Below are 23359 nucleotides of genomic sequence, written 5' to 3' on the forward strand. Positions count from 1 at the left end.
CCACAAATCAGAAACAGAGGAAATATGCGCGTCCGATTGTGCGTGTTCGCATGAATACAATCAGCCGCTGGCCAGGCAGTGCCATGCGGCACGGCCTGTAGAACATTCTTTCATTATCAAATGCCCGACGAGACACCGATGACAAACCAGGAAATCCTTGCCCAGTATGGTCCCCGCGAAGCCATGGAATACGACGTGGTCGTGGTGGGTGGCGGCCCCGCTGGCCTGTCCACTGCCATCCGGCTCAAGCAGCTCGCCGCCGAAAAGGGCCAGGACGTATCGGTCGTGGTGCTCGAAAAAGGCTCCGAGCCCGGCGCGCACATCCTCTCGGGCGCCATCATGGACCCCAAGGCGCTCAGCGAACTGATCCCCGACTGGAAGGAAAAGGGCGCCCCGCTGAACCAGCCCGTCACCGATGACGCCATGGTGTTCCTGGGTGAGAAATCGTCATTCCGCACCCCCAACTTCCTGCTGCCGGGCTGCTTTCAGAACCATGGCAACTACATCGTCAGCCTCGGCAACGTCACGCGCTGGCTGGCACAGCAGGCCGAGAACCTGGGCGTGGAAATCTTCCCCGGCTTTGCCGCTGCGGAAGTGCTCTACACGGACGGCACCGAGAATGGGGGCGTACCTGCGGTACGGGGCGTGGCCACCGGCAACATGGGCGTGAGCAAGGAAGGCGAGCCCACGGGCGACTTCCAGCTCGGCATGGAGCTGCACGCAAAATACACCATCTTCGCCGAGGGCGCGCGCGGCCATCTGGGCAAGCAGGTCATTGCCCGCTTCCAGCTCGATGCGGAAAGCGATCCGCAGACCTACGGCCTGGGCATCAAGGAACTGTGGGAAATCGACCCCGCCCGCCACCAGCCCGGCTTCGTGCTGCACACCGCCGGCTGGCCCATGGACAACAACACCTATGGCGGCGCCTTCCTGTACCACATGGAGGACAACAAGGTCACGCTGGGCTTCATCACCGGCCTGGACTACGCCAACCCGTATCTGAGCCCGTTCGAGGAATTCCAGCGCTGGAAGACGCACGCCAACATCCGTTACTACCTGGAGGGCGACGAAGCCAAGGGCATCAAGCCTGCCAAGCGCATCAGCTACGGCGCGCGCGCCATCACGGCCGGCGGCCTGATGAGCCTGCCCAAGACCGTGTTCCCGGGCGGTGCACTGGTGGGCTGCGATGCCGGTTACCTCAACGTCAGCCGCATCAAGGGCAGCCACGCCGCCATCAAGACCGGCATGCTGGCCGCCGAGGCGGCCTACGACGCCATCACCGGCGGACGCCAGCACGACGAACTCACCGCCTACCCCAAAGCCTTCGAGGCCAGCTGGCTCTACACCGAACTGAACAAGGCGCGCAACTTCAAGGCCTGGTTCAAGAAGGGACTGACAGTGGCCACGGTGATGAACGGTATCGAGCAGTTCGCGCTCAAGGGCCACATCCCATGGACGCTGCACCGCGACAAGCCCGACCACGCCTATCTGAAGCCTGCGGCCGAGTGCAAGCCCATCGTCTATCCCAAGCCCGATGGCAAGATCACCTTCGACCGCCTCTCCAGCGTGTTCGTGAGCAACACCAACCACGCCGAGAACCAGCCGGCGCACCTGACGCTCAAGGATGCGAGCGTGCCGGTGAACATCAACCTGGCCCGATACGCCGGCCCCGAAGCCCGCTACTGCCCGGCTGGCGTGTACGAGTTTGTGCCCGACGAAGCCAAGGGCGGCAGCGCGCAGCGCCTGCAGATCAATGCGCAAAACTGCGTGCACTGCAAAACCTGCGACATCAAGGACCCGACGCAGAACATCGTCTGGGTCACCCCCGAAGGCGGCGGCGGCCCCAACTACTCGGGCATGTAAAAACCATAGCAACTTGTGCTTGAAGGGTCTGCGCTGCAGGCCCTTTTTTATGCGCGTTGTGCTGTACAGCACTCGTCGACCGAGCCATGCCAGCACATGCTGCAAAAAAACAGCGGCACGCTGGGGCGCAGCAACACCAACAACCTCGTGCTGGCCATCCTGCAAGGCGTGCCCCGGCATGGTCGCGACACCATCATGCCGGCCTTTGCGCGCGAACTGAGCGACCCGCAAATCGCCACGCCGGGCAATTACCTGCTCAAGGAATATGGCAACCCCAACGCGCGTGTCACAGAGAGCCAGGTCGCGCAATTGCGCGGCAACGCCCAGGACAACAAACTGTTGCTGCTGGCCCGCGCGGGCTTGGCCGCAGGCGCTCTGGTGGTATTGCTCCTGCTGGGTTGGGCCGTCTCGCGCAGCCGCGGCCACCGCTCAGGCGGCATGCGCTGATCCGCGGGTTCGGGGCACAGGCGACGGCGCCGCAGTGCACATTGCCCACCGCCAGGGAGCGGCACAACGGATGGAACGGCCCCTCGCCCCCGGCAAGCAACCCACTGCACCGCCGCCCCGCAGGCTGCAGTAGACTCCCTGCGAAGCTCTGCGCCCCTCCTGCGCCAGGGCTTCTTTGCAATCACAGGATAACGAAACACAGGTTGGTGATGGAAATGAAGCAAATATCTTGGGCACCTCTGGGCGCCCTGGCCTTGGCCATGGCGGTGATCGCACCCGCTCACGCCCAGCAAAAATCCGTAGCAGTGACCGCCATCGTCGAACACCCCGCCCTCGACTCCGTGCGCGACGGCGTGCAGGCGGCCCTCAAGGAAGCGGGCTTTGAAGCCGGCAAGAACCTCAAATGGCAATACCAAAGCGCCCAGGGCAACACCGGCACGGCTGCACAGATCGCCCGCAAATTCGTGGGTGACAAGCCCGACGCCATCGTGGCGATTGCCACGCCCTCGGCCCAGGCCGTGATTGCCTCGACCAAGACGGTTCCCGTCGTGTTCTCCGCCGTGACCGACCCCGTGGCCGCCAAGCTGGTGAAAAACTGGGAGCCCTCGCACAACAACGTGACCGGCGTGTCCGACTTGCTGGCGCTGGACAAGCAGATGGACCTGGTCAAGCAGGTGGTTCCCGGTGCCAAGCGCGTGGGCGTGGTCTACAACCCTGGCGAAGCCAACTCGGTCGTCGTGGTCAAGCAGCTGCAGGCCCTGCTGCCCAAGCTGGGCATGACGCTGGTCGAGGCCGCAGCGCCCCGCTCGGTGGACGTGAGCAGCGCCGCGCGCAGCCTGATCGGCAAGGTCGATGTGATCTACACCAGCACCGACAACAACGTGGTGTCGGCCTACGAGGCGCTGGTGAAGGTGGGCCAGGAGGCCAAGATCCCGCTGGTGGCGTCGGACACCGACAGCGTCAAGCGCGGCGCCATCGCCGCCTTCGGCATCAACTACCGTGACCTGGGCGAGCAGACCGGCCGCATGGTGGCGCGCATTCTCAAGGGCGAGAAGCCCGGCGACATCAAGCCCGAGATCAGCACCAAGATGGAACTGTTCGTGAACCCCGGCGCTGCCGAAAAGCAGGGCGCGAAGCTGTCTGACGCGCTGGTCAAGTCGGCCGCGCAGGTCGTGCAGTAAACGCACCACCTCTGCAGGGTTGGGCATCCAGGCCCGCCCTCTCCGGCAGGAGCCATGCCTCGCGTGGCTCCTGCCTTGTTTTTTGACTCGTATCGTCCTGCTGCACCATGTCCTTCTTTTCCCTGCTCGGCGCCGTTGAAATCGGCCTGATCTTCAGCCTGGTGGCGCTGGGCGTTTTCGTCTCGTTCCGGCTGCTGCGCTTTCCCGACCTCACGGTGGATGGCAGCTTCCCGCTGGGCGGCGCCGTCTGCGCCATTCTGATCTCCACCGGCACCAACGCCTGGCTTGCCACGCTGGCCGCCACCGCAGCAGGCGCAGTGGCAGGCCTGATCACCGGCTGGCTCAACGTCAGGCTCAAGATCATGGACCTGCTGGCCAGCATCCTGATGATGATTGCGCTGTATTCGATCAACCTGCGCATCATGGGCGGGCCCAATGTGCCCCTCATCAATGACCCCACGCTGTTCGTGCTGCTGCAGCCCGAAGGCATGGAAGACTACATTGCGCGCCCGCTGATCCTCGTCGTCATCGTGCTGGCCGCCAAGCTGCTGCTCGACTGGTTTTTTGCCACCGAACGGGGCCTGGCCATCCGCGCCACCGGCTCCAACGCCCGCATGGCCCGCGCCCAGGGCGTGAACACCGGCGCCATGCTGCTGCTGGGCATGGCGGTTTCCAACGGCCTGGTGGGCCTGGCCGGCGCGCTGTTTGCGCAGACGCAGGGCGGCTCGGACATCTCCATGGGCATCGGCACCATCGTCATCGGCCTGGCTGCAGTTATCGTGGGCGAGAGCATCCTGCCCTCGCGCCGCCTGGCCTATGCCACGCTGGCCGTGGTCATCGGCGCCATTGCCTACCGCTTCTTCATTGCGCTGGCACTCAACAGCGACTTCATCGGCCTCAAGGCGCAGGATCTGAACCTGGTCACCGCCGTTCTGGTGGCCGTGGCGCTGGTGATCCCGCAGCTCAAGCGCAAATTTGCCAAGCGCAAGCCGTCCTGAACCCGCGCACCGAAAGAGCCCCATGCTGAGCGCCCAACACCTCGAAATCACCTTCAACCCCGGCACGCCGATCGAAACGCGCGCACTGCGTGGCATGTCGCTGGACATTCCAGCCGGCCAGTTCGTCACCGTCATCGGCTCCAACGGCGCCGGCAAATCCACTTTTCTCAACGCCATCTCGGGCGACCAGTCGGTGGACAGCGGCCGCATCGCCATCGACGGCGTGGATGTCACGCGCATGCCCGTGTGGGCCCGCGCCGAGCGCGTGGCCCGCGTGTTCCAGGACCCGATGGCCGGCACCTGCGAAGACCTCACCATCGAGGAAAACCTGGCGCTGGCGCAGCGCCGTGGCACCTTCCGGGGCCTTGGCCGCGCCGTCAAGGCATCCATGCGCGAGGGCTTTCGCGAGCGCCTGGCCACGCTGGGCCTGGGGCTGGAAAACCGCCTCACCGACCGCATCGGCCTGCTTTCGGGCGGTCAGCGCCAGGCGGTGAGCCTGCTGATGGCGGCGCTGCAACCGTCGCGCATCCTGCTGCTGGACGAGCACACCGCAGCGCTCGACCCACGCACGGCCGACTTCGTGCTGCGCCTGACCGAGCGCATCGTGGCCGAGAGCAAGCTGACCACCATGATGGTCACGCACAGCATGCGCCAGGCCCTGGACGTGGGCGAGCGCACCGTGATGCTGCACCAGGGCCAGGTGGTGCTGGATGTGTCGGGCGAAGAACGCCAGCGCCTCGATGTGCCCGATCTGCTGCACATGTTCGAGAAGGTGCGCGGCGAAAAGCTGGCCGACGACGCGCTGCTGCTGGGCTAAGTCCTCCATCCACGCGGCGTGCTTCACGGCAATCCAGTCTTGCAACACCTCCCCAGAAAGGCTCCCATGCTCTCCATCGATCTGCGCGGCAAAACCGCTGTCGTCACGGGCTCCACCGTCGGAATCGGGCTGGCCATCGCCAAGTCGCTGGCGCAGGCGGGGGCTGCTGTGGTCGTCAATGGCCGCAAGCAGGAGGCGGTGGACCAGGCCGTCGCCGCCGTTCGGACCCATGCCCCCGGCGCCAGCGCGCAGGGCGTGGCCGCCGACCTGGGCACCGCCGAGGGCTGCCGGCAGCTGGCAACCCAGGCGCCGCGCTGCGACATCCTCATCAACAACCTGGGCATCTACGGCACCACGCCGTTCCTGGAGATTGGCGACGACGACTGGCAGCGTTACTGGGATGTGAACATCATGTCCGGCGTGCGCATGTCGCGCGCCTACATGCCGCAGATGCTGGAGCGCAACTGGGGCCGCGTGGTGTTCATCGCGTCGGAATCGGCGCTGAATATCCCGGCCGACATGGTGCATTACGGCACCAGCAAAACCGCCATGCTGGGCCTGGCGCGGGGCCTGGCCAAGATGGCCGCAGGCACCGGCGTCACAGTCAACAGCGTACTGCCCGGCCCCACACTCTCTGAAGGCGCAGCCCAGATGCTGATGGCCACCGCCGCGCCCGGCCAGACACTGGAAGAAGCCGGCGTGGCTTTCGTCAAGCACAACCGCCCTTCATCCATCATCGGCCGCGCGGCGCAGCTGGAAGAAGTGGCCAACATGGTGGCCTACGTGGCCTCGCCACTGTCCTCGGCTACCACGGGTGCAGCGCTGCGCGTGGAAGGCGGCATTGTCGACAGCCTTTGAGGTACCCCCCGGCATTAACTACTGAATTGATAGCTTTCAGCGCTTATCCAAAGAGCGCTGGCAGCTATTTTTATGGACCACCGCCACTACACCCCCAGCGGCAGATCCGCCTTCTTCAGCGTGCGCAGCACAAAGCTGGAGCGGCTGTGGCGTATGCCCTTGATCTTGTAGAGCTTCTCGCGCAGCAGGCGCTCGTAGTCGCGCGTGTCTTTCACCACCACGCGCAGCAGGTAGTCGTAGTCACCCGACACCAGGTGTGCCTCGATCACCTCGGGAATGCTGGCCAGGGTTTCGCCAAACTTTTCCAGCGTGTTGTCGGAATGGCTGTCGAGCGTGACCATCACCAGCACCGTGTCGGACAGATCGAGCGCGCGCGGATTGAGGCGCACGGTGTAGCCCTCGATCACACCGGCCTCCTCCATTTTTTTGATGCGCCCCCAGCATGGCGAGGGGCTCAGGCCCACGGCCTGTCCGATCTCCTGCAGGCTGGCGCGGGCGTTGACCTGCAAAACGGAGAGAATTTTTCTATCAAGACGGTCCATGCATCTCATTATTCTTTGGATTTAAATTTTGCAGAATATTTTTCTGCATATTTCCAAAATCATCGCAAATTCAGAAGAACCATCCACCACCCCGGCGGCATACTTGTTTGCATCAAGGCGCTCTTACCGGAGTGCACAAACTGACAAGGCCCCGGCGGGTTACCGCCCGCACGGGGCACTTGGCAAGCATCTTCCCCCCAAGCCCAGCCGCGCGGCACTGTCGCGCACGCGACCCCGGCGCCCTGCCATCCGCCTCGCGCACCGCTGATCAGCACGCTGCCCCGCACAAACCCCGATGCCCAGCCGCGTGTTGCAGCGCCATAATTTTTGGCAGGTTGCAGCGCTTGTCTGCGCCGCAACCTGCAGCGCAAGCAGCACGCCAACATTTCCCTTTCAGGAGACACCATGCAATTGACCCGACTCGTCGTTGGCCTCGGCCTTGCCCTTGGCTTCATGGCCAGCGCCGCCGCGCAGACCACCATGCGCATCAGCATTTCGGTGGCGCAGAACTCGCACCAGGGCGTGGCCATCGACACCTTCGCCAAAGAAGTGGAAAAGCGCACGGGCGGCCGCTACAAGGTGCAGACCTTCTACAACGGCGCCCTGGGCGGCGAGCGCGAGTCGATTGAAGCCGTGCAGCTGGGCACGCAGGAACTGGCCTTCAGTTCCACCGGCCCGGTGCCCAACTTTGTCCCCGAGACCAAGATCCTGGACGTCCCCTTCCTGTTTCGCGACAAGGCCCATGCCCGCGCCGTGCTCGACGGCCCCATCGGGCAAGACCTGCTGACCAAGTTCGACGCCAAGGGCTTCAAGGCACTGGCCTGGGCCGAAAACGGCTTTCGCCACATGACCAACAGCAAGCGCGACGTGAAGGAGCCCGGCGACCTCAAGGGCCTGAAGATGCGTACCATGGAGAACCCGGTGCACATCGCCGCCTACAAGGGCTTTGGCATCATCACCACGCCCATGGCGTTCCCCGAGGTGTTCACGGCCCTGCAGCAAGGCACCGTGGACGGGCAGGAAAACCCGTTGCCCGTCATCATCTCGGCCAAGTTCGACCAGGTGCAAAAGCACCTCACGCTCACCGGCCATGTGTATTCGCCCTGCATCTTCGTGATGAACAAGGCGGCTTTCGACAAGCTCAGCGCGGCCGACAAGCAGGCCTTTCTGGATGCCGCCAAGGAAGGCACCAAGGCCAACCGGGCGCGCGTGGACGAAGACGATGCCAAGGGCGTGGCCGACCTGCGCGCCAAGGGCATGACAGTGATCGACACCATCGACAAGGCCAAGTTCGTGGCGACGCTGGCCCCTGTCAATGCCGAGTTTGAAAAGCAGTTTGGCAAGGCCGCGCTCGACAAGATCCGCGATTACAAATAATCTTCTTGTCGCTCTATTTTCACTAGCTATCAGCGCCCGCCGGTATTGCGCCAGCGGGCGTTTTCATTCATGAAAAATGCTTTTCTGACCTTTGAGCGCTGGACCACGTTCAGCGCCATGCTGGCCGCCTGCGCCATGCTGGCTGTGGCCTCGGCGCTGGGCATGTTCCAGATTCTGATGCGCTTCATATTCGAGCAGCCCGCAGAATGGACCGAGGTGCTGATCCGTTTCAGCCTGATCTGGATGGTGTTCCTGGCCATCCCCGCCGCCTTCCGCCAGGGGGCGATGGTGAGCGTGGATGTGCTCTACCGCTGGAGCCCGCCACGCATTCGCCGCGTGCTCGACTGGGTGGTGGCGCTGGCGGCGCTGGCCCTGATCGGCGTCATCATCTGGTGGGGCTGGGATTACGCGCAGCGCGGCGGCGTGCAGAGCATGGCGGGGCTGGAGTCGGTTTCGATGTTCTGGGCCTATCTGGCCATGCCGGTGGGCGGCCTCTTTTGCGTCGTCGGCATCATCGGCAACCTCATCGCCCCCCTGCGCATGGAACTGGAGACAGCGCAATGACCGCCACCATGATTTCCACCATGGTGCTGTGCTTTGCACTCACCGTTTCCGTGGCCGTTTCCATCGGCCTTGCGTCCATCCTGGGCATACAGGTTGCGAACGCCAACATGCTGATCTCGGTGAAGGAAATGTTCGCCTCGATCAACAAGTTTCCGCTGGCCGCCATTCCCTTCTTCATCCTCGCGGGCAACCTCATGGAAACCGGCGGCATCTCGCGCCGCCTGGTCGAGTTTGCCAAGAGCATCGTCGGCGGCGTGCAGGGCGGCCTGCCCATGACCTGCGTGCTCACCTGCATGATCTTCGCGGCGGTGTCGGGCTCGTCGGTGGCCACCACGTTCGCCATCGGCGCCATCCTGGTCCCGGCGCTCATCAAGCATGGCTACCCCACCAGCTACGCAGCGGCCTTGCAGGCCACCAGCGCCGAACTGGGCGTGATCATCCCGCCTTCCATCCCGCTCATCCTGTACGGCGTGAGTGCCGAGGTGTCGATTGGCGAGCTGTTCATCGCCGGCTTTGGCCCGGGACTGCTGATCAGTGGCGCGCTGATGCTGTTCGTGTGGGTCTACTGCAAATACAAGGGCTGGGGCAAGAACGATGGCGATGGCCGCATGCCCATCGGCCGTGCCACGCTGCAGGCCGGCTGGGCGCTGCTGATGCCGGTGATCATCCTGGGCGGCATCTACGGCGGCGTATTCACCCCCACAGAGGCCTCGGCCGTGGCCGTGTTCTATGCGCTGGTGGTGGGTGTGGTGATCTACCGCGAGATTCGCCTGGTGGACCTGTTCGCCATCCTGCGCAAGTCGGCCCTCTCGTCAGCGGTGATCATGTTCATCATTGCCAACGCCGGGCTGTTTGCCTTCCTCATCACCCGCGCGGGCGTGCCCGATGCCATCGGCCGCTGGCTGGAGGCGGTGCTGCAATCCCCTGCCCTGTTCCTGCTGGGCGTGAATGCGGCGCTGTTCTTCATTGGCATGTTCATCGAGACCAGCGCGGCCATCATCGTGCTGGCGCCCATCCTGGCGCCCGTGGCCCTGCACTTCGGCGTGGACCCGGTGCACTTCGGCCTGATCATGGTGGTGAACCTGGCCATGGGCATGATCACACCGCCCTTTGGTGTGAACCTGTTTGCCGCGTGTACGGTGGCGCGCATCTCGCTGGACCGCATCGTGGGGCACCTGGTGCCGTTCGTGCTCGTGATCCTGGCGTGCCTGCTCGTCATTACCTATGTGCCGCAGCTGTCGCTGAGTTTTCGGGACCTGGTGTACGCAAAGTAGTTAGAATCCCCCCGTCAGGAGAGAGTGCCCCGCCGTCGCTTCATGCACGGCAGCGCGGCACCGCCGAAGGCGCAGGCAGCAGCCGAACGCTCAGGCAAAAGGACTGGCAAGCGCCCGCAGCGATGCGGGCGTTCCCTTGCTGGAGAGAGATGTCCGCACTGCAGGTGCAGGCCATCCACCGAAGGAGCAAGCCGCGCGGCCAGCCAGGGCGCCGCGGTGAATCTCTCAGGTAAAGCGGACAGCAGGGCAAATCGCGTGGCATTCGTGCCACGGCCCCCATTTGCCCTGGAGCTCTTATGTCCACACCTGCCGCCGCCCTGCTCATCACGCCCCTGAACGCCCTGCACATTGAACTGGGCGCCCGCATGGTGCCGTTTGCCGGTTATTCCATGCCCGTGCAGTACCCTGCAGGCCTCATGGCTGAGCACCTGCACACGCGCCAGGCCGCAGGGCTGTTCGATGTATCGCACATGGGCCAGCTCAAGCTGGTCGGCCCCGATGCCGCCGCCGCGTTCGAGAGCCTGGTGCCCGTCGATGTAATCGACCTGCCCGTGGGCAAGCAGCGCTACGGCCTGTTGCTCAATGACGAGGGCGGCATCATCGACGACCTGATGTTCTTCCGCGTGGCCGACAACGAACTCTTTGTCATCGTCAACGGTGCCTGCAAGGTGGGTGACATGGCCCACATCCAGGCCCGCATCGGCCGGCGCTGCGACGTGGTGCCCATGCCCGACCACGCGCTCCTGGCGCTGCAGGGTCCCCAGGCCGTCACCGCCCTGTCACGCCTGGCCCCGGGCATTGAAAAGCTGGTGTTCATGACGGGTGGCGATTTTTCCATCGCAGGCTGCGACTGCTTCGTGACCCGCAGCGGCTACACGGGCGAAGACGGCTTCGAGATCTCGGTGCCCGCCGCACAGGCCGAGACCCTGGCACGCGCCCTGCTGGCCCAGCCCGAAGTGAAACCCATCGGCCTGGGCGCGCGCAACTCGCTGCGCCTGGAAGCGGGCCTGTGCCTGTACGGCAACGACCTCGACACCACCACCACACCCCCCGAAGCCAGCCTGAACTGGGCCATCCAGAAGGTGCGCCGCACCGGCGGCGCGCGCGCGGGCGGCTTCCCTGGGGCCGACAAGGTGCTGGCGCAGCTCGACAACCCCGCCAGCCTCGCGCGCAAGCGCGTCGGTCTGGTCGCGCTGGAGCGCGTTCCCGTGCGCGAGCACACCGAATTGCAGAGCGCCGACGGCCAGAAGATTGGCGAAGTGACCAGCGGCCTGCTGGGCCCCACGGTGAACGAACCCGTGGCCATGGGCTATGTGGCCCCCGCCTTTGCCGCCATCGGCACGCGGGTGAACGCCATGGTGCGCGGCAAGGCCGTGCCCATGGAAGTGCGCGCCATGCCGTTTGTGCCCGCCAATTACTACCGCGGCTAATTTTGCGCGGCGCGGCACCCCAACCGCGCCTGCGCCCGCTACATTGCAGATTCCTTTCTTTTTTATCTTCTAGCTGCTTGAGGAGCTTTCCCATGACCGTCAAATTCTCCAAAGACCACGAATGGATCAACGCCGCCGACGCGAACTCGGCCGTGGTGGGTATCACCGTGCATGCCCAGGATGCCCTGGGCGATGTGGTGTTCGTCGACCTGCCCGCCGTGGGCACCACGTTTGCCCAGGGCGACGTGGCGGGCGTGGTCGAGTCGGTCAAGGCCGCAGCCGATGTGTACATGCCAGTCTCGGGCGAGATCGTCGAAGTGAACGAGGCCCTGCGTGCCGACCCTTCGCTGGCCAATTCCGACCCGCTCAATACCGGCTGGTTCTTCAAGGTCAAGCTCAGCGATGCCAGCCAGCTCGACGCGTTGCTCAGCGAAACCGACTACACCGAGTTCGCCAAGAACGCCTGACCCTGTTTCCTTCTTCGAGACTGCCCCATGTTGATGCAATCCGCCCTGCCGCTCGGCGCGCTTGAAAACGCCACCGAATTCCTGCCCCGCCACATCGGTATCGACGCGGCCGACGAAGCGCACATGCTGTCGGTGATCGGCGAGGCCTCGCGCCGCGCCCTCATCGACTCCATCGTGCCGCGCTCCATCGCCCGCAGCCGCGCCATGGACCTGCCGCTGCCGGTCATGGAAAGCGCTGCGCTGGCCGAACTTAAGGCGATTGCATCCAAAAACAAGGTCTTGAAGAGCTTCATCGGCCAGGGCTACTACGACACACACATTCCCGGTGTCATCCTGCGCAACATCCTGGAAAACCCCGCCTGGTACACGGCCTACACGCCTTACCAGGCGGAGATTTCGCAAGGCCGCATGGAAGCCCTGGTCAATTTCCAGACCATGGTGTGCGACCTCACGGCCATGCCGATCGCCAACGCATCGATGCTCGACGAGGCCACGGCCGCCGCCGAAGCCATGACGCTGGCCAAGCGCTCGGTCAAGAGCAAGAGCAATGTGTTTGTGGTGGCTGGTGACGCGCACCCGCAGACCATCGAGGTGATCCAGACCCGCGCCCGGCCGCTGGGCATCGAAGTCGTGCTCGCCAACTCCGCCGAGCATTGGAACACCCTGCTGGACGGCGACTACTTCGCCGTGCTGGCCCAGTACCCCGCCACCAGCGGCCGCATCGACGACCTGCGCGCCGATGTGGAAAAGGTTCATGGCAAACAGGCCGCCTTCATCGCAGCCGCCGACCTGCTGGCCCTCACGCTGATCACGCCGCCCGGAGAATGGGGCGCCGACATCGTGGTGGGCACCACGCAACGCTTTGGCATGCCCATGGGCGCCGGCGGCCCGCACGCCGCCTACATGGCCTGCCGCGACGACTTCAAACGCAGCCTTCCAGGCCGCCTGGTGGGCGTCAGCGTGGACGCGCACGGCAAGCCCGCCTACCGCCTGGCGCTGCAGACGCGCGAGCAGCACATCCGCCGCGAAAAGGCCACCTCCAACATCTGCACGGCCCAGGTGCTGCCGGCCGTGATCTCCAGCATGTACGCGGTGTACCACGGTCCCGAGGGCCTGCAGCGCATTGCCCGGCGCGTGGCCAGCTACACGGCCATCCTGGCCAAGGGGCTGGAGCAACTCGGCGCGCCCGTGCGCCCGCAAGCCACGTTCGATACCCTCTCGCTGAAAACCGATGGCGCTACCCAATCCATAGCTGCTCGCGCAGTATCCATGGGCGCCAACCTGCGGATTTACTGCGAAAACTACCTGTGCATCTCGCTCGACGAGACCACCACGCGCACCGACATCGAGCTGCTGTGGAAGATCTTCGCCAAGGATGGCCAGGCCCTGCCCACGTTTGACGCGTTCGAGAAAGGCGTGGAGCCGCTGATCCCGGCCGAGCTGCGCCGCACCAGCAGCTACCTCACGCACCCGGTGTTCAACACCCACCACTCTGAGACCGGCATGCTGCGCTACATCCGCCAGCTGTCCGACAAGGACCTGGCGCTGGACCGCAGCATGATCCCGCTGGGCTCCTGCACCATGAAGCTCAACGCCACCAGCGAGATGATCCCCATCACCTGGCCCGAGTTCGCCAACGTGCACCCGTTTGCCCCGGCAGACCAATTGCAAGGCTACAAGGAACTGGACGAGCAGCTGCGCGCCTGGCTCTGCCAGGCCACCGGCTACGCCGGCATCAGCCTGCAGCCCAACGCGGGCAGCCAGGGCGAATACGCCGGCCTGCTGGCCATCAAGGCCTACCATGAGGCCCAAGGCGGCAGCCACCGCCATATCTGCCTGATCCCGGCCAGCGCGCACGGCACCAACCCGGCCAGCGCCCAGATGGCGGGCATGCAGGTGGTCGTGACCAAGTGCGACGATAACGGCAATGTGGACATGGCCGACCTGGAAGCCAAGTGCAAGCAGTACAGCGCGCACCTGGCCTGCGTGATGATCACCTACCCCAGCACCCACGGTGTGTTCGAGACCCAGGTCAAGGAACTGTGCGCGCTGGTGCACCGCCACGGCGGCCGCGTCTATGTGGACGGCGCCAACATGAATGCCATGGTCGGCGTGGCCGCCCCCGGCGAATTCGGCGGCGACGTGAGCCACCTCAACCTGCACAAGACCTTCTGCATCCCGCACGGCGGTGGCGGCCCCGGCGTGGGCCCCGTCTGTGTGGTGGAAGACCTCGTGCCCTACCTGCCGGGCCATGCCACGGCCGGCGTGGCCGGTGGCGTGGGTGCGGTGTCGGCTGCGCCCCTGGGCAATGCCGCCGTGCTGCCCATCAGCTGGATGTACTGCCGCATGATGGGCGCCGAAGGCCTGCAGGCTGCAACGGAAGCCGCCATCCTCTCGGCCAACTACATCAGCGCGCGCCTCAAGGACCATTACCCCACTCTGTACGCATCGGCCAACGGCCATGTGGCGCACGAGTGCATCCTGGACCTGCGTGGCCTCAAGGACACCAGCGGCGTGATGGCCGAGGACGTGGCCAAGCGCCTGATCGACTACGGCTTCCACGCCCCCACGCTCTCCTTCCCCGTGCCCAACACGCTGATGGTGGAGCCGACCGAAAGCGAAACGCTGTTCGAGATCGACCGCTTCATCGACGCGATGATCGCCATCCGCGATGAAATCCGCCAGATCGAATCCGGCGCCTGGCCACAGGACAACAACCCACTCAAGAACGCCCCGCACACCGCCGAAAGCCTGTTGGGTGCCGAGTGGGACCGCCCCTACGCCCGCGAGACGGCCGCCTACCCGGTGGCCGCCCTGCGCAGCAACAAGTACTGGGCACCCGTGGGCCGCGTGGACAACGTCTGGGGCGACCGCAACCTGAGCTGCAGCTGCATCCCGGTGAGCGACTACGCGTAAAGCGTGTTGACGCAGCGCTGTGATGGCGCCGCGCCCATCCAAACAAAGGCCCGATGACGGGCCTTTGTGCTTTACAGGGCGTCCAGCGGGCTCAGAATGCCGCGCCCGCCCTTGTTCAGCACATGCGTGTAAATCATGGTGGTGCTCACATCGGCATGGCCCAGCAGCTCCTGCACGGTACGAATGTCGTACCCCGCCTGCAGCAAATGTGTGGCAAACGAATGCCGCAGCACATGGGGCGACACCGGCTTGGCGATCTGCGTACGCCGCGCCGCCTCGCGCACGGCGCGCTGCACCGATTCGGGGTACACATGGTGGCGTCGCTCCAGCAGCTCGCCCGTGCGGGCATCGGGGCGCGGATCGGTGGAGCGCACCGGCGACGGAAACACCCACTGCCAAGCCCAGCTTTGGTCGGCCTGGGGGTATTTGACGGCCAGCGCATGCGGCAGATACACACGGCCAAAACCAGCGGCCAGATCCTTTTCGTGCAGCGCGCGGGCCTTTTGCAATTGCGCCTGCAAAGGCGCAATCAAGTTCTCCGGCAGCACCGTCACCCGATCTTTGTTGCCCTTGCCCTCGCGCACCACGATTTCGCGGCGGGCAAACTCCACGTCCTTCACGCGCAGGCGCAGCGCCTCCAGCAGGCGCATGCCGGTGCCGTAAAGCAACTGCGCAATCAGGCCGGTGGCGCCATCCATATGCAGCAGCAGCTCGCGCACCTCGGTGGGGGTCAGCACCACCGGCAGGCGCTTGGGCGTTTTGGCCTGCACCACCTCATCGAGCCAGGGCAAATCCGTCTCCAGCACCTGCTTGTACAAATACAGTAGCGCCGCCTTGGCTTGGTTTTGGGTGGAGGCAGAAACCTGCCTATCAACCGCCAAATGGCTCAAAAACGCCTCCACCTCGGCCGCACCCATCTCTTGTGGGTGGCGCTTGCCGTGGAACACGATAAAACGCCGCGCCCAGTCGATATACGCCTCTTCGGTGCGAATACTGTAATGCCGCGTGCGCAGGTGAATGCGCATACGTTCCAGCAGTTTGGGCGGTCGGGGCGCGGCGGGGTCGCTGGCGGGTTGTGGAGGTAGCGCAGCGTGCTCGGTCATCCGCGAAATTTTAGGTTTGGCTAATTTTTTGGATGATGGGGTTTACGTGGGGCAGCCGGTTCTTTGGTTGTCTTGGCGGACTGGTCAGGTTACCATGTGTGTCGTCTATTTCTAGTTAGCATTTCACACGGGAAAGATACTGAATGACATTGGTACGGCTTATCACTGGAGTCTTGGCTTTCGTGTTATTTGTGCCTCCAGCCATTGCATTAGATTTCAAACTGCATGATAATAATTCAAAGACGCTGAATGCTGTCTTGGCAACTGGAATCGTAAAATGGGACGATGCGGATCGACTTGATCGATTTTTATCCCGACAACCAAGCAAACGTCACACTGCAATCTACCTCAACAGTCCAGGTGGTAGTCTCGGTGGTGGCATCCGTCTCGGAGAGTATTTCAAGCGAAACAGGATCAAGACTGTTGTGGAGGGGCACGAGACATGCGCAAGCGCTTGTGCATTAGCCTTTCTTGGTGGAACGGACCGGAAAGGAAACCGCTGGATGTCTTCAACTACCACTAGCCGACTAGGATTTCATGCTTTTCGCAATGCGGACGGCGCTCGTTACGAAGACACTGACAACACACAGCGAATTGTAGGAGTGATTCTCCAATATGGGCAGAGGGTAGGTGCCCCAATGGAAATTTTTGTCCGCAATTTTCAGACCCCCGCAGACGACATGTATTGGTTTAGTACCGAGGAGTTACTGAGTCTTAGTATTAAGGTCTGGGACATGCAAAATAACTGTTTCGTCGGCGAAAAAAATTGCTAACGAAACGGAAGCCTTAAAACGGAAGCTCTGAGCATAGCATCCACTGCTAAAGATGCTAACAACCGGCTGCAGGCGACGGCTTCCAGCGTCCGCTGCGCTCCCACTTTCAGCCGCGCCTGAGCCGCAGCGTTAGCGCCCATGATGACCCTCGACGACGTCCTAGAGAAATGGATCCCGTACCGGCTGCAAGCGGTTGAGATGCTGCAGTTTGCCTGGGACTGGACCGGCGAAAGCTCCTCGCCTCGCTCAGTCGATATCGTCGTGGACGGCCAGCTAAAAGTTCGGGGCAATGTGGCACTAATCGCCAACCCGATGATTGAGGCCGGCCTAATCCATGCAAGAGCCCTGCTCGAGTTCCTCGGCCTGTGCTCGGTAAAGGGCCAGCTAGCGCAAGTTCAAAAGCGTAAGAACGGAGACATTGCGGTTGAGCATTTTTCAACACCCCAATGTCCATTGCAGATTGTTCACCCGGACGCTGCCTTGGCTGCATATCCCGGGCCAAAGGCAGACGCAGAGAACGCCCTTTTGGCTATATTTGAGCTGGCAAACAAGGGCATGGCGCACATCACGGATAACTCCTTCTCTCAGGCCTGGACAGATCAGCACCTTGACATTGCCTGCCGCGGTATTCCGGTTCTGCTCCACAATCACCTCTACGCCAAACTTGGCCGCAACATTCCAAAGGCTCCCGTGGCTGTTCCGGATGGGCGCTAACAATTCATTCAAGCCGAAGCCGCTTCGCGGCTCGGCTTAATTCAGGTGTTAGGCATCAGACACATGGAATGGATACTAGGCTTCGCGACGATACTGGGCGGCATTAGCGCCATCTGGTTTTTGTACGACAAGAGACACGTAGTGTCTGCGTGCTTCAAGTTAAGAGTTTCAACATCTGTCAATCCACTAGAAATCCCTGACAAAGACTTTGAGTTCCTAGTTGCAAATCGAGAAGCTCTTCTGTCGGCTCCATATCTGCCAGTTGACGAAAATGAAGAGGCAGCTTGTCGCTCCCTAGTAAACAATGGCGTTCTTGTAAAACGAAAAGAAAAGTACCGCCTTAGCAGCGCTGGGAGACGGGCACTGAAATTTTGAAATAGTTCAACCTCCTACGTTAGAAAAATAAAGGATGCAGCCTTATGAAATCAGCGCTTATTCCAGTCGCTCTGGCACTTTCCTCTATCACTTACGCAACAGCAAGTGAGATTGCAGTTTGGTATTCCTGCGGTGCAGATCAAAGTCCAGAGAAGTTGGTAAAGTCACTCATTCAATCCAAATTGGTTTCAGTCCGGCCATACGAGGCTCATGATTCGATCGAATACTTCCGATCTTCGGCCAAAGTTACTGCGTTTGGCTTTCCGCTGATAGCAGTTGAGGGAGCCGAACTAGGCTCTAAGTTCTTCCATCGCGCTCCGGGTACAGGTGCCAGCAGCCGGATTGGTCTTATTGTGCAGGGCCAGCAAGGCCAAGTTCAACGAGCACTCAGAGAAAAAGGACTGACATTTTTTACCACGCGGGCGATTTCTCAGAGTGGGCCAGCTATATTTGTTGAGTCATTTGAGGATTTTCTTCCCGGGGCCACGGACGCCAGACTGGCATATACAAAGATTGTTTGCTATCCGCAGTGGTGAGCTGCCATTCCCTTAGGAAAAATGGGGGGCTGACCCCAATTATTCTTGATTGCCCTATCGGTATCAAAGCGCATGCCGTTTAAGTAAAGGTCTGCTATCTGTGCCTTTGCTTTGAAGGCTTCTTCCACCGGAGGGAGTTTTGGAGTTGCGCCCAGCACGGCCCTACGATCGGGGTCTATTTTGTTTTCACCAACCCTTCGGACTATTCCCATGCGCATTCTTTTCGCCCTGCTCGCCTCGCTTGCCCTCGCCCCCATTGCCCAGGCACAAACCGCCAAGCCCGTCACCACCGCCAGCGGCCTGGTCTATGAATCCCTCAAGGAAGGCATTGGCGATGCGCCCAAGGCCACCGACACCGTCAAGGTGCACTACAAGGGCATGTTCCTCGATGGCAAGGAATTCGACAGCTCCTACAAGCGCGGCGAGCCCACCGAGTTCCCGCTCAACCGCGTGATCCCCTGCTGGACCGAAGGCGTGCAACGCATGAAACCCGGTGGCAAGGCCCGGCTGACCTGCCCGCCCGGCATCGCTTACGGCGAACGCGGCGCGGGCGGCGTGATTCCCCCCAACGCCACGCTGAACTTCGAGGTGGAACTGGTGTCTGTGCGCCGTTAAAACCTGTTCTGAGATCGCTGCAGCGCAGCGTGGGCGCGGGCGTACACTCCTTGAAACAGGCGACGGCCTTGCTTCGCAGGGGCGCGGCATTTGCCGGCGCCCGCTACCCATGAGCCTTCCCGACCTGTCCTTTCTGCACCAAGCCCAGGCGCCCTATGGCCAGGGGCAGGCAGCGCCCTTGCCACCCCCGTCCCCCCGCACAGCCCCAGCGCCGCTCGCCCCGGCACCCCAAGGGGCCGCTGGCCGAGTGGATCACCGAGCTGCGCAGCTACCAGGCCGAACGGGAGGCCCTGCAGCAGGGCAACGCGCAACTGCACGCCAGCGAAAAGCGGCGGGTGGCAGGCCATGACGCCGCCTGAAACCGTGGGCACCGACGACACCGGTGTGCAGGCAGTGCATGTCGATGCCGACCTGCTCGTGCTGCACAAGCCTTCGGGGCTGCTGTGCGTGCCCGGCCGGGGGCCCGACAAACAGGATTGCCTGAGCGCCCGTGCGCAGCAGCGCTGGCCCGGCGCGCTCATCGTGCACCGGCTGGACCAGGCCACCTCGGGCCTCGTTCTCATGGCCCGCCATCACGATGCACAGCGGCGCCTGGGCCACGCATTTGCCGAACGCCAGGTACACAAGCGCTACCTGGCGGTGGTGCAGGGGCAGATGGGCGCTGAAGACAGCGCCTGGCATGACATCGACCTGCCGATTGCGGCCGACTGGGCACGCCGCCCGCTGCGCGTGATCGACCACCACCTGGGCAAACCCAGCCTCACGCGCTGGCGGGCACTGGCGTATGACGCAACGGCCCAGACCACGCGGGTCGAGCTGGCGCCCGTCACCGGCCGCACCCACCAGTTGCGCGTGCACCTTGCGGCCATCGGCCATGCCATTGTGGGCGACGCACTTTATGCCGATGCCGCCACGCAGGCCCTGGCCCCGCGCCTGCTGCTGCATGCCAGCCACCTGGCTTTCACGCACCCCGGAACGAATGCAGGCATCACGCTGGATTGGCCTGCAGAGTTTTAGCCCAATAGGCATCTTGCGCTTATGCAGTATCCACCAGCAGCTATCAATTCAATAGTTTTCTGATGATTCACCCCCAGAAATCCTCGGCTGAAAGCCTGCCGCAGGCTTACCGCAGTACCATGGCAGCATGCCTTTGAACCACCTTGTTCTCCTTACCGGCGCTTCGCGCGGCATGGGTCTGGCCATGGCGCACCAGCTGCTGCGCCCGGGCCACACGCTGGTCTGCATCTCGCGCCATGCCAGTACAGAGCTCGCCCAGGCGGCAAGCCAGGCCGGTGCCACACTGGAGCAGTGGCAGCAAGACCTGTCGCAAGGCGAGCAGGCTGCGCACCGCTTGCGCGGGTGGCTCGCAGTCCAGGGCCCTGCGGCCTTTGCCAGCGCCACGCTGATCAATAACGCAGGCGTCATCCCGCGCATCGCGCCCCTGTCCGCCAGCGACCCGGCCGACCTCGCCAACGCCCTGCGCGTGGGGCTGGAGGCCCCCATGCTGCTCACGGCCGCTTTCCTGGGCGCCACCGAAGGCTGGGCGGTGCCACGCAAGGTGCTCAATATTTCATCGGGCCTGGGCCGCCGTGCCATGGCCTCGCAGGCGGCCTACTGCGCGGCCAAGGCGGGCCTGGACCATTTCACGCGCTGCGTGGCGCTGGATGAAGCCCTCAAGCCCCATGGTGCCAGGGTGTGTTCGCTGGCGCCGGGCGTCATCGACACCGACATGCAGCTGCAGTTGCGCGGCACCGACCCGGCCGCGTTTCCGGACGCCCCCAATTTTGCCCACCTCAAGACAGGTGGCCAGCTCACATCGCCTGCCGATGCCGCTACCCGCGTGCTGGCCTGGCTGGAGCGCGCAGACTTCGGTACCCACCCGGTGGCCGATGTGCGCGACACATGAAAGCCCCCCTGAGCCGCTTCGCGTCTTCCCCCGCGGGGGTGCGCCACCCGTGGCCCGGCAAAGCCGGCTCCACGGTGGCACGGGCTTTGCGCGGGCCGGTTCCACGGGCCACTGCCTCATCGATCATTGATTCATAGCTGCCAGCGATTGACAGGTAAGCGTCAGAGGCCCATTTCATCATCCTGATTTTTATTTGCATTTGCCAAGGAGATTCCCCATGACCCGTGAAGTCGTCGTCGTCAGCGCCGTGCGCACCGCCATTGGCACCTTTGGCGGCAGCCTGAAAGATGTGCCGCCCACCGAGCTGGGCGCGCTGGTCGTGCGCGAATCACTCGCGCGTGCCAACGTGGAGGGCAAGGACGTGGGCCATGTGGTGTTCGGCCATGTAGTCAACACCGAGCCCAAGGACATGTACCTGTCGCGCGTGGCTGCCATCAACGGCGGCTGCGGCGAGGGCACGCCCGCCTACAACGTCAACCGCCTGTGCGGCTCGGGCCTGCAGGCCATCGTCAGCGCCAGCCAGTCCATCCTGCTGGGCGATGCCGACGTGGCCATTGGCGCCGGCGCCGAGAACATGAGCCGCGCACCCTATGCCAGCCTGGCCACGCGCTTTGGCGCGCGCATGGGCGACACCAAGATGATCGACATGATGATCGGCGCCCTGCACGACCCCTTCCACAACATCCACATGGGTGTGACAGCCGAGAACATCGCCGCCAAGTGGGGCATCAGCCGCGAAGACCAGGACCGCCTGGCCGTGGAAAGCCACAACCGTGCCGAGCGCGCCACGCAAAACGGCGTGTTCAAGGACCAGATCGTGCCCGTCACCTTGAAGAGCAAGAAGGGCGACGTGCAATACGCCACCGACGAGCACTTCCGCCCCGGTGCCACGATGGCAGACATGGCCAAGCTCAAGCCCGTTTTCGCCAAGGAAAACGGCACGGTGACCGCTGGCAACGCCTCGGGCATCAACGACGCCGCCGCCGCCGTGGTGCTGATGGAAGCCGGTGCCGCCAAGGCACGTGGCGCCAAGCCCCTGGCCCGCCTGGTGGCCTATGCCCACGCGGGCGTGGACCCCAAGTACATGGGCATTGGCCCCGTGCCCGCCACACAGCTGGCGCTGAAGAAAGCCGGCCTCACGGTGAACGACCTCGATGTGATCGAGGCCAACGAGGCCTTTGCCGCCCAGGCCTGCGCCGTCACGCGCGACCTGGGCCTGGACCCGGCCAAGGTCAACCCCAATGGCTCGGGCATCTCGCTGGGCCACCCGATTGGCGCCACGGGTGCGCTCATTACCGTGAAGGCGCTGCACGAGCTGCAGCGCATCCAGGGCCGCTACGCGCTGGTGACGATGTGCATTGGCGGTGGCCAGGGCATTGCGGCGATTTTTGAGCGCCTCTGATCGCACACACTGTTTTCTGAATCCTTCAATACCTTCAAGAATGATGCGCAAACTGATTACCTTCACCGCCCTGGCCTTGGCCGTGGGCACATCGGCGTATGCCCAGGCCCCCGCACCGGCAGCCACCTACCCCACCAAGCCCATCCGCCTGATCGTGCCCTTCCCGCCCGGAGGCGGCACCGACATCCTGTCGCGCCTGGTGGCCACCCGGCTCACCGAAAGCGCCAAATGGACCGTGGTGGCCGACAACAAGGCCGGCGCCGGCGGCACCATCGGCATCGGCGAGGCCGTGAAGGCTGCGCCCACCGGCTACGACATCGTGATGGGCCAGAAAGACAACCTGGTGATTGGCCCCTGGCTCTACAAGAACCTGCCCTGGGACCCCACCAAGGACCTGACCGCCGTGGCCCATGTGGCCTGGACGCCCGTGATCATCGCCACCAGCGTCAACAGCAAGTACAAGACCCTGGCCGACGTGGTGGCTGCCGCCAAGGCCGCGCCCGGCACCATCACCTATGGTTCGCCCGGCAACGGCACCTCCATCCACCTGGCGGGCGACCTGTTCGAGAAAGCCGCAGGCATCAAGCTGAGCCACATTCCCTACAAGGGCTCCAATCCCGCGCTGATGGATGCCCTGGCGGGGAACGTGGACCTGCTGGTGTCTTCGGTGCCCTCGGCCATGGGTCAGATCAAGTCGGGCAAGCTGCGCCCCCTGGCCGTGACCTCGGCCAAGCGCAGCTCGTCGCTGCCCGAGGTGCCCACCGTGGCCGAATCGGGCTTCAAGGACTTTGACGTGAGCACCTGGTATGGCGTGCTCGCCCCGGCCGGCACGCCTGCCGCCGTGGTGAACACCCTCAACGCCGAAATCAACAAGCTGTTGGCCACTGCCGACATGAAGGCCGCCATCCAGGCCCAGGGCGCAGAACCCGAAGCCATGTCGGCAGCACAGTTCGGCACCCTGCTCAAGACCGACTACGCCAAGTGGAAGAGCATCGTGGAAGCCTCGGGCGCGAAGATTGAATAACCCCCTGAGGCGCTTCGCACCCTCCCCCTGAAGGGGGACGCACCCGGTGGCCTGGCGAAGCCAGTTCCACGGGTGCACTGGTCTGGGGCGTGCCCATTCCACGATCAGAAGGCTGCGGGTGATGCGCAGGCTGATCGAGAATCAAAACGAAAAACGGCTCCTTGCGGAGCCGTTTTT

General features: G+C 63.6%; 23 protein-coding genes and 2 riboswitches. Of the genes, 21 read left to right on the forward strand and 2 right to left on the reverse strand.

Going from position 1 to position 23359, the window contains the following annotated elements:
* Positions 1-138: 138 nt before the first annotated feature.
* The 6 genes from K225_RS0103655 (at position 139) to K225_RS0103680 (ending at position 6164) form a co-directional block, all read left to right on the forward strand.
* Positions 139-1863: an electron transfer flavoprotein-ubiquinone oxidoreductase gene (locus K225_RS0103655; protein ID WP_026435147.1), complete on the forward strand. Its 1725-nt coding sequence runs from the start codon at positions 139-141 to the stop codon at positions 1861-1863.
* A gap of 96 nt (positions 1864-1959) precedes the next feature.
* Positions 1960-2310: a cytochrome c gene (locus K225_RS0103660; RefSeq protein ID WP_026435148.1), complete on the forward strand. Its 351-nt coding sequence runs from the start codon at positions 1960-1962 to the stop codon at positions 2308-2310.
* Positions 2311-2525: 215 nt separating this feature from the next.
* Entirely contained in the window at positions 2526-3491 is a 966-nt protein-coding gene (locus tag K225_RS0103665) for an ABC transporter substrate-binding protein (protein WP_026435149.1), read from the forward strand.
* Positions 3492-3598: 107 nt separating this feature from the next.
* Positions 3599-4489, forward strand: a complete 891-nt coding sequence (locus K225_RS0103670; RefSeq protein ID WP_026435150.1) for an ABC transporter permease — start codon at positions 3599-3601, stop codon at positions 4487-4489.
* Between the two features lie 22 nt (positions 4490-4511).
* Complete coding sequence (locus K225_RS0103675; RefSeq protein WP_026435151.1) at positions 4512-5306, forward strand: ABC transporter ATP-binding protein; 795 nt, start codon at positions 4512-4514, stop codon at positions 5304-5306.
* Between the two features lie 66 nt (positions 5307-5372).
* Positions 5373-6164, forward strand: a complete 792-nt coding sequence (locus K225_RS0103680) for an SDR family NAD(P)-dependent oxidoreductase (RefSeq protein ID WP_034711711.1) — start codon at positions 5373-5375, stop codon at positions 6162-6164.
* Positions 6165-6250: 86 nt separating this feature from the next.
* Here the strand turns inward: K225_RS0103680 and K225_RS0103685 are convergent, their stop codons facing one another.
* Positions 6251-6706: an Lrp/AsnC family transcriptional regulator gene (locus tag K225_RS0103685; RefSeq protein ID WP_026435153.1), complete on the reverse strand. Its 456-nt coding sequence runs from the start codon at positions 6704-6706 to the stop codon at positions 6251-6253.
* Between the two features lie 405 nt (positions 6707-7111).
* Between K225_RS0103685 and K225_RS0103690 the strand changes: the two genes are divergently transcribed.
* The 6 genes from K225_RS0103690 (at position 7112) to gcvP (ending at position 14734) form a co-directional block, all read left to right on the forward strand.
* Positions 7112-8083, forward strand: coding sequence for a TRAP transporter substrate-binding protein (locus K225_RS0103690; RefSeq protein ID WP_026435154.1), 972 nt, complete (start codon positions 7112-7114; stop codon positions 8081-8083).
* 69 nt (positions 8084-8152) lie between these two features.
* A complete protein-coding gene (locus tag K225_RS0103695; protein ID WP_026435155.1) occupies positions 8153-8647 on the forward strand; it encodes a TRAP transporter small permease in 495 nt (164 codons plus the stop codon).
* Positions 8644-9921 carry a TRAP transporter large permease gene (locus K225_RS0103700; protein WP_026435156.1) on the forward strand — a complete coding sequence of 426 codons (1278 nt, stop codon included), beginning with the start codon at positions 8644-8646 and terminating at the stop codon, positions 9919-9921. Before K225_RS0103695 ends, K225_RS0103700 begins: the two co-directional genes overlap by 4 nt.
* 5 nt (positions 9922-9926) lie before the next feature.
* Positions 9927-10037, forward strand: a riboswitch (glycine riboswitch).
* A 13-nt stretch (positions 10038-10050) separates the two neighbouring features.
* Positions 10051-10173: riboswitch (glycine riboswitch) on the forward strand.
* A 44-nt stretch (positions 10174-10217) separates the two neighbouring features.
* On the forward strand, positions 10218-11351 hold the full coding sequence (gene gcvT / locus K225_RS0103705) for a glycine cleavage system aminomethyltransferase GcvT (protein WP_026435157.1): 1134 nt from the start codon (positions 10218-10220) through the stop codon (positions 11349-11351).
* Between the two features lie 92 nt (positions 11352-11443).
* Positions 11444-11818: a glycine cleavage system protein GcvH gene (gene gcvH / locus K225_RS0103710; RefSeq protein ID WP_026435158.1), complete on the forward strand. Its 375-nt coding sequence runs from the start codon at positions 11444-11446 to the stop codon at positions 11816-11818.
* Positions 11819-11845: 27 nt separating this feature from the next.
* Positions 11846-14734, forward strand: coding sequence for an aminomethyl-transferring glycine dehydrogenase (gene gcvP, locus K225_RS0103715; RefSeq protein WP_026435159.1), 2889 nt, complete (start codon positions 11846-11848; stop codon positions 14732-14734).
* Between the two features lie 71 nt (positions 14735-14805).
* On the opposite strand, the gene K225_RS0103720 is transcribed toward gcvP, so the two are convergent.
* Entirely contained in the window at positions 14806-15837 is a 1032-nt protein-coding gene (locus tag K225_RS0103720; protein WP_034711714.1) for an integron integrase, read from the reverse strand.
* Positions 15838-15980: 143 nt separating this feature from the next.
* Between K225_RS0103720 and K225_RS22105 the strand changes: the two genes are divergently transcribed.
* The 9 genes from K225_RS22105 to K225_RS0103760 all read left to right on the forward strand — a co-directional run bounded on the left by K225_RS22105 (position 15981) and on the right by K225_RS0103760 (position 23182).
* Positions 15981-16610, forward strand: a complete 630-nt coding sequence (locus K225_RS22105; RefSeq protein ID WP_155885218.1) for a hypothetical protein — start codon at positions 15981-15983, stop codon at positions 16608-16610.
* 138 nt (positions 16611-16748) lie between these two features.
* A complete protein-coding gene (locus K225_RS0103730) occupies positions 16749-17324 on the forward strand; it encodes a hypothetical protein (protein WP_026435161.1) in 576 nt (191 codons plus the stop codon).
* 419 nt (positions 17325-17743) lie between these two features.
* Positions 17744-18235 carry a hypothetical protein gene (locus K225_RS22110; protein ID WP_155885219.1) on the forward strand — a complete coding sequence of 164 codons (492 nt, stop codon included), beginning with the start codon at positions 17744-17746 and terminating at the stop codon, positions 18233-18235.
* Between the two features lie 210 nt (positions 18236-18445).
* Positions 18446-18850, forward strand: a complete 405-nt coding sequence (locus tag K225_RS0103735; RefSeq protein WP_026435162.1) for an FKBP-type peptidyl-prolyl cis-trans isomerase — start codon at positions 18446-18448, stop codon at positions 18848-18850.
* Between the two features lie 155 nt (positions 18851-19005).
* Positions 19006-19209: a hypothetical protein gene (locus K225_RS0103740; RefSeq protein WP_026435163.1), complete on the forward strand. Its 204-nt coding sequence runs from the start codon at positions 19006-19008 to the stop codon at positions 19207-19209.
* Positions 19196-19867, forward strand: a complete 672-nt coding sequence (locus tag K225_RS20305) for an RluA family pseudouridine synthase (RefSeq protein WP_051248646.1) — start codon at positions 19196-19198, stop codon at positions 19865-19867. Before K225_RS0103740 ends, K225_RS20305 begins: the two co-directional genes overlap by 14 nt.
* Positions 19868-19994: 127 nt before the next feature.
* The gene (locus K225_RS0103750) at positions 19995-20756 is read left to right on the forward strand and encodes an SDR family NAD(P)-dependent oxidoreductase (protein ID WP_026435164.1); all 762 of its coding nucleotides are present in this window, start codon (positions 19995-19997) and stop codon (positions 20754-20756) included.
* A 217-nt stretch (positions 20757-20973) separates the two neighbouring features.
* Entirely contained in the window at positions 20974-22158 is a 1185-nt protein-coding gene (gene bktB, locus K225_RS0103755; RefSeq protein ID WP_026435165.1) for a beta-ketothiolase BktB, read from the forward strand.
* A gap of 40 nt (positions 22159-22198) precedes the next feature.
* Positions 22199-23182 carry a tripartite tricarboxylate transporter substrate binding protein gene (locus K225_RS0103760; RefSeq protein ID WP_026435166.1) on the forward strand — a complete coding sequence of 328 codons (984 nt, stop codon included), beginning with the start codon at positions 22199-22201 and terminating at the stop codon, positions 23180-23182.
* The last annotated feature ends 177 nt before the right edge of the window (positions 23183-23359 follow it).

The organism is Acidovorax sp. JHL-9 (assembly GCF_000426205.1).
Taxonomy (GTDB): domain Bacteria; phylum Pseudomonadota; class Gammaproteobacteria; order Burkholderiales; family Burkholderiaceae_C; genus Acidovorax; species Acidovorax soli.

Bases quoted from the DNA above. Each gene is read 5' to 3' on its own strand.
- K225_RS0103655 (WP_026435147.1), top strand. From the start codon at position 139: ATGACAAACCAGGAAATCCTTGCCCAGTATGGTCCCCGCGAAGCCATG.
- K225_RS0103660 (WP_026435148.1), top strand. From the start codon at position 1,960: ATGCTGCAAAAAAACAGCGGCACGCTGGGGCGCAGCAACACCAACAAC.
- K225_RS0103665 (WP_026435149.1), top strand. From the start codon at position 2,526: ATGAAGCAAATATCTTGGGCACCTCTGGGCGCCCTGGCCTTGGCCATG.
- K225_RS0103670 (WP_026435150.1), top strand. From the start codon at position 3,599: ATGTCCTTCTTTTCCCTGCTCGGCGCCGTTGAAATCGGCCTGATCTTC.
- K225_RS0103675 (WP_026435151.1), top strand. From the start codon at position 4,512: ATGCTGAGCGCCCAACACCTCGAAATCACCTTCAACCCCGGCACGCCG.
- K225_RS0103680 (WP_034711711.1), top strand. From the start codon at position 5,373: ATGCTCTCCATCGATCTGCGCGGCAAAACCGCTGTCGTCACGGGCTCC.
- K225_RS0103685 (WP_026435153.1), bottom strand. From the start codon at position 6,706: ATGGACCGTCTTGATAGAAAAATTCTCTCCGTTTTGCAGGTCAACGCC.
- K225_RS0103690 (WP_026435154.1), top strand. From the start codon at position 7,112: ATGCAATTGACCCGACTCGTCGTTGGCCTCGGCCTTGCCCTTGGCTTC.
- K225_RS0103695 (WP_026435155.1), top strand. From the start codon at position 8,153: ATGAAAAATGCTTTTCTGACCTTTGAGCGCTGGACCACGTTCAGCGCC.
- K225_RS0103700 (WP_026435156.1), top strand. From the start codon at position 8,644: ATGACCGCCACCATGATTTCCACCATGGTGCTGTGCTTTGCACTCACC.
- gcvT (WP_026435157.1), top strand. From the start codon at position 10,218: ATGTCCACACCTGCCGCCGCCCTGCTCATCACGCCCCTGAACGCCCTG.
- gcvH (WP_026435158.1), top strand. From the start codon at position 11,444: ATGACCGTCAAATTCTCCAAAGACCACGAATGGATCAACGCCGCCGAC.
- gcvP (WP_026435159.1), top strand. From the start codon at position 11,846: ATGTTGATGCAATCCGCCCTGCCGCTCGGCGCGCTTGAAAACGCCACC.
- K225_RS0103720 (WP_034711714.1), bottom strand. From the start codon at position 15,837: ATGACCGAGCACGCTGCGCTACCTCCACAACCCGCCAGCGACCCCGCC.
- K225_RS22105 (WP_155885218.1), top strand. From the start codon at position 15,981: ATGACATTGGTACGGCTTATCACTGGAGTCTTGGCTTTCGTGTTATTT.
- K225_RS0103730 (WP_026435161.1), top strand. From the start codon at position 16,749: ATGATGACCCTCGACGACGTCCTAGAGAAATGGATCCCGTACCGGCTG.
- K225_RS22110 (WP_155885219.1), top strand. From the start codon at position 17,744: ATGAAATCAGCGCTTATTCCAGTCGCTCTGGCACTTTCCTCTATCACT.
- K225_RS0103735 (WP_026435162.1), top strand. From the start codon at position 18,446: ATGCGCATTCTTTTCGCCCTGCTCGCCTCGCTTGCCCTCGCCCCCATT.
- K225_RS0103740 (WP_026435163.1), top strand. From the start codon at position 19,006: ATGGCCAGGGGCAGGCAGCGCCCTTGCCACCCCCGTCCCCCCGCACAG.
- K225_RS20305 (WP_051248646.1), top strand. From the start codon at position 19,196: ATGACGCCGCCTGAAACCGTGGGCACCGACGACACCGGTGTGCAGGCA.
- K225_RS0103750 (WP_026435164.1), top strand. From the start codon at position 19,995: ATGCCTTTGAACCACCTTGTTCTCCTTACCGGCGCTTCGCGCGGCATG.
- bktB (WP_026435165.1), top strand. From the start codon at position 20,974: ATGACCCGTGAAGTCGTCGTCGTCAGCGCCGTGCGCACCGCCATTGGC.
- K225_RS0103760 (WP_026435166.1), top strand. From the start codon at position 22,199: ATGATGCGCAAACTGATTACCTTCACCGCCCTGGCCTTGGCCGTGGGC.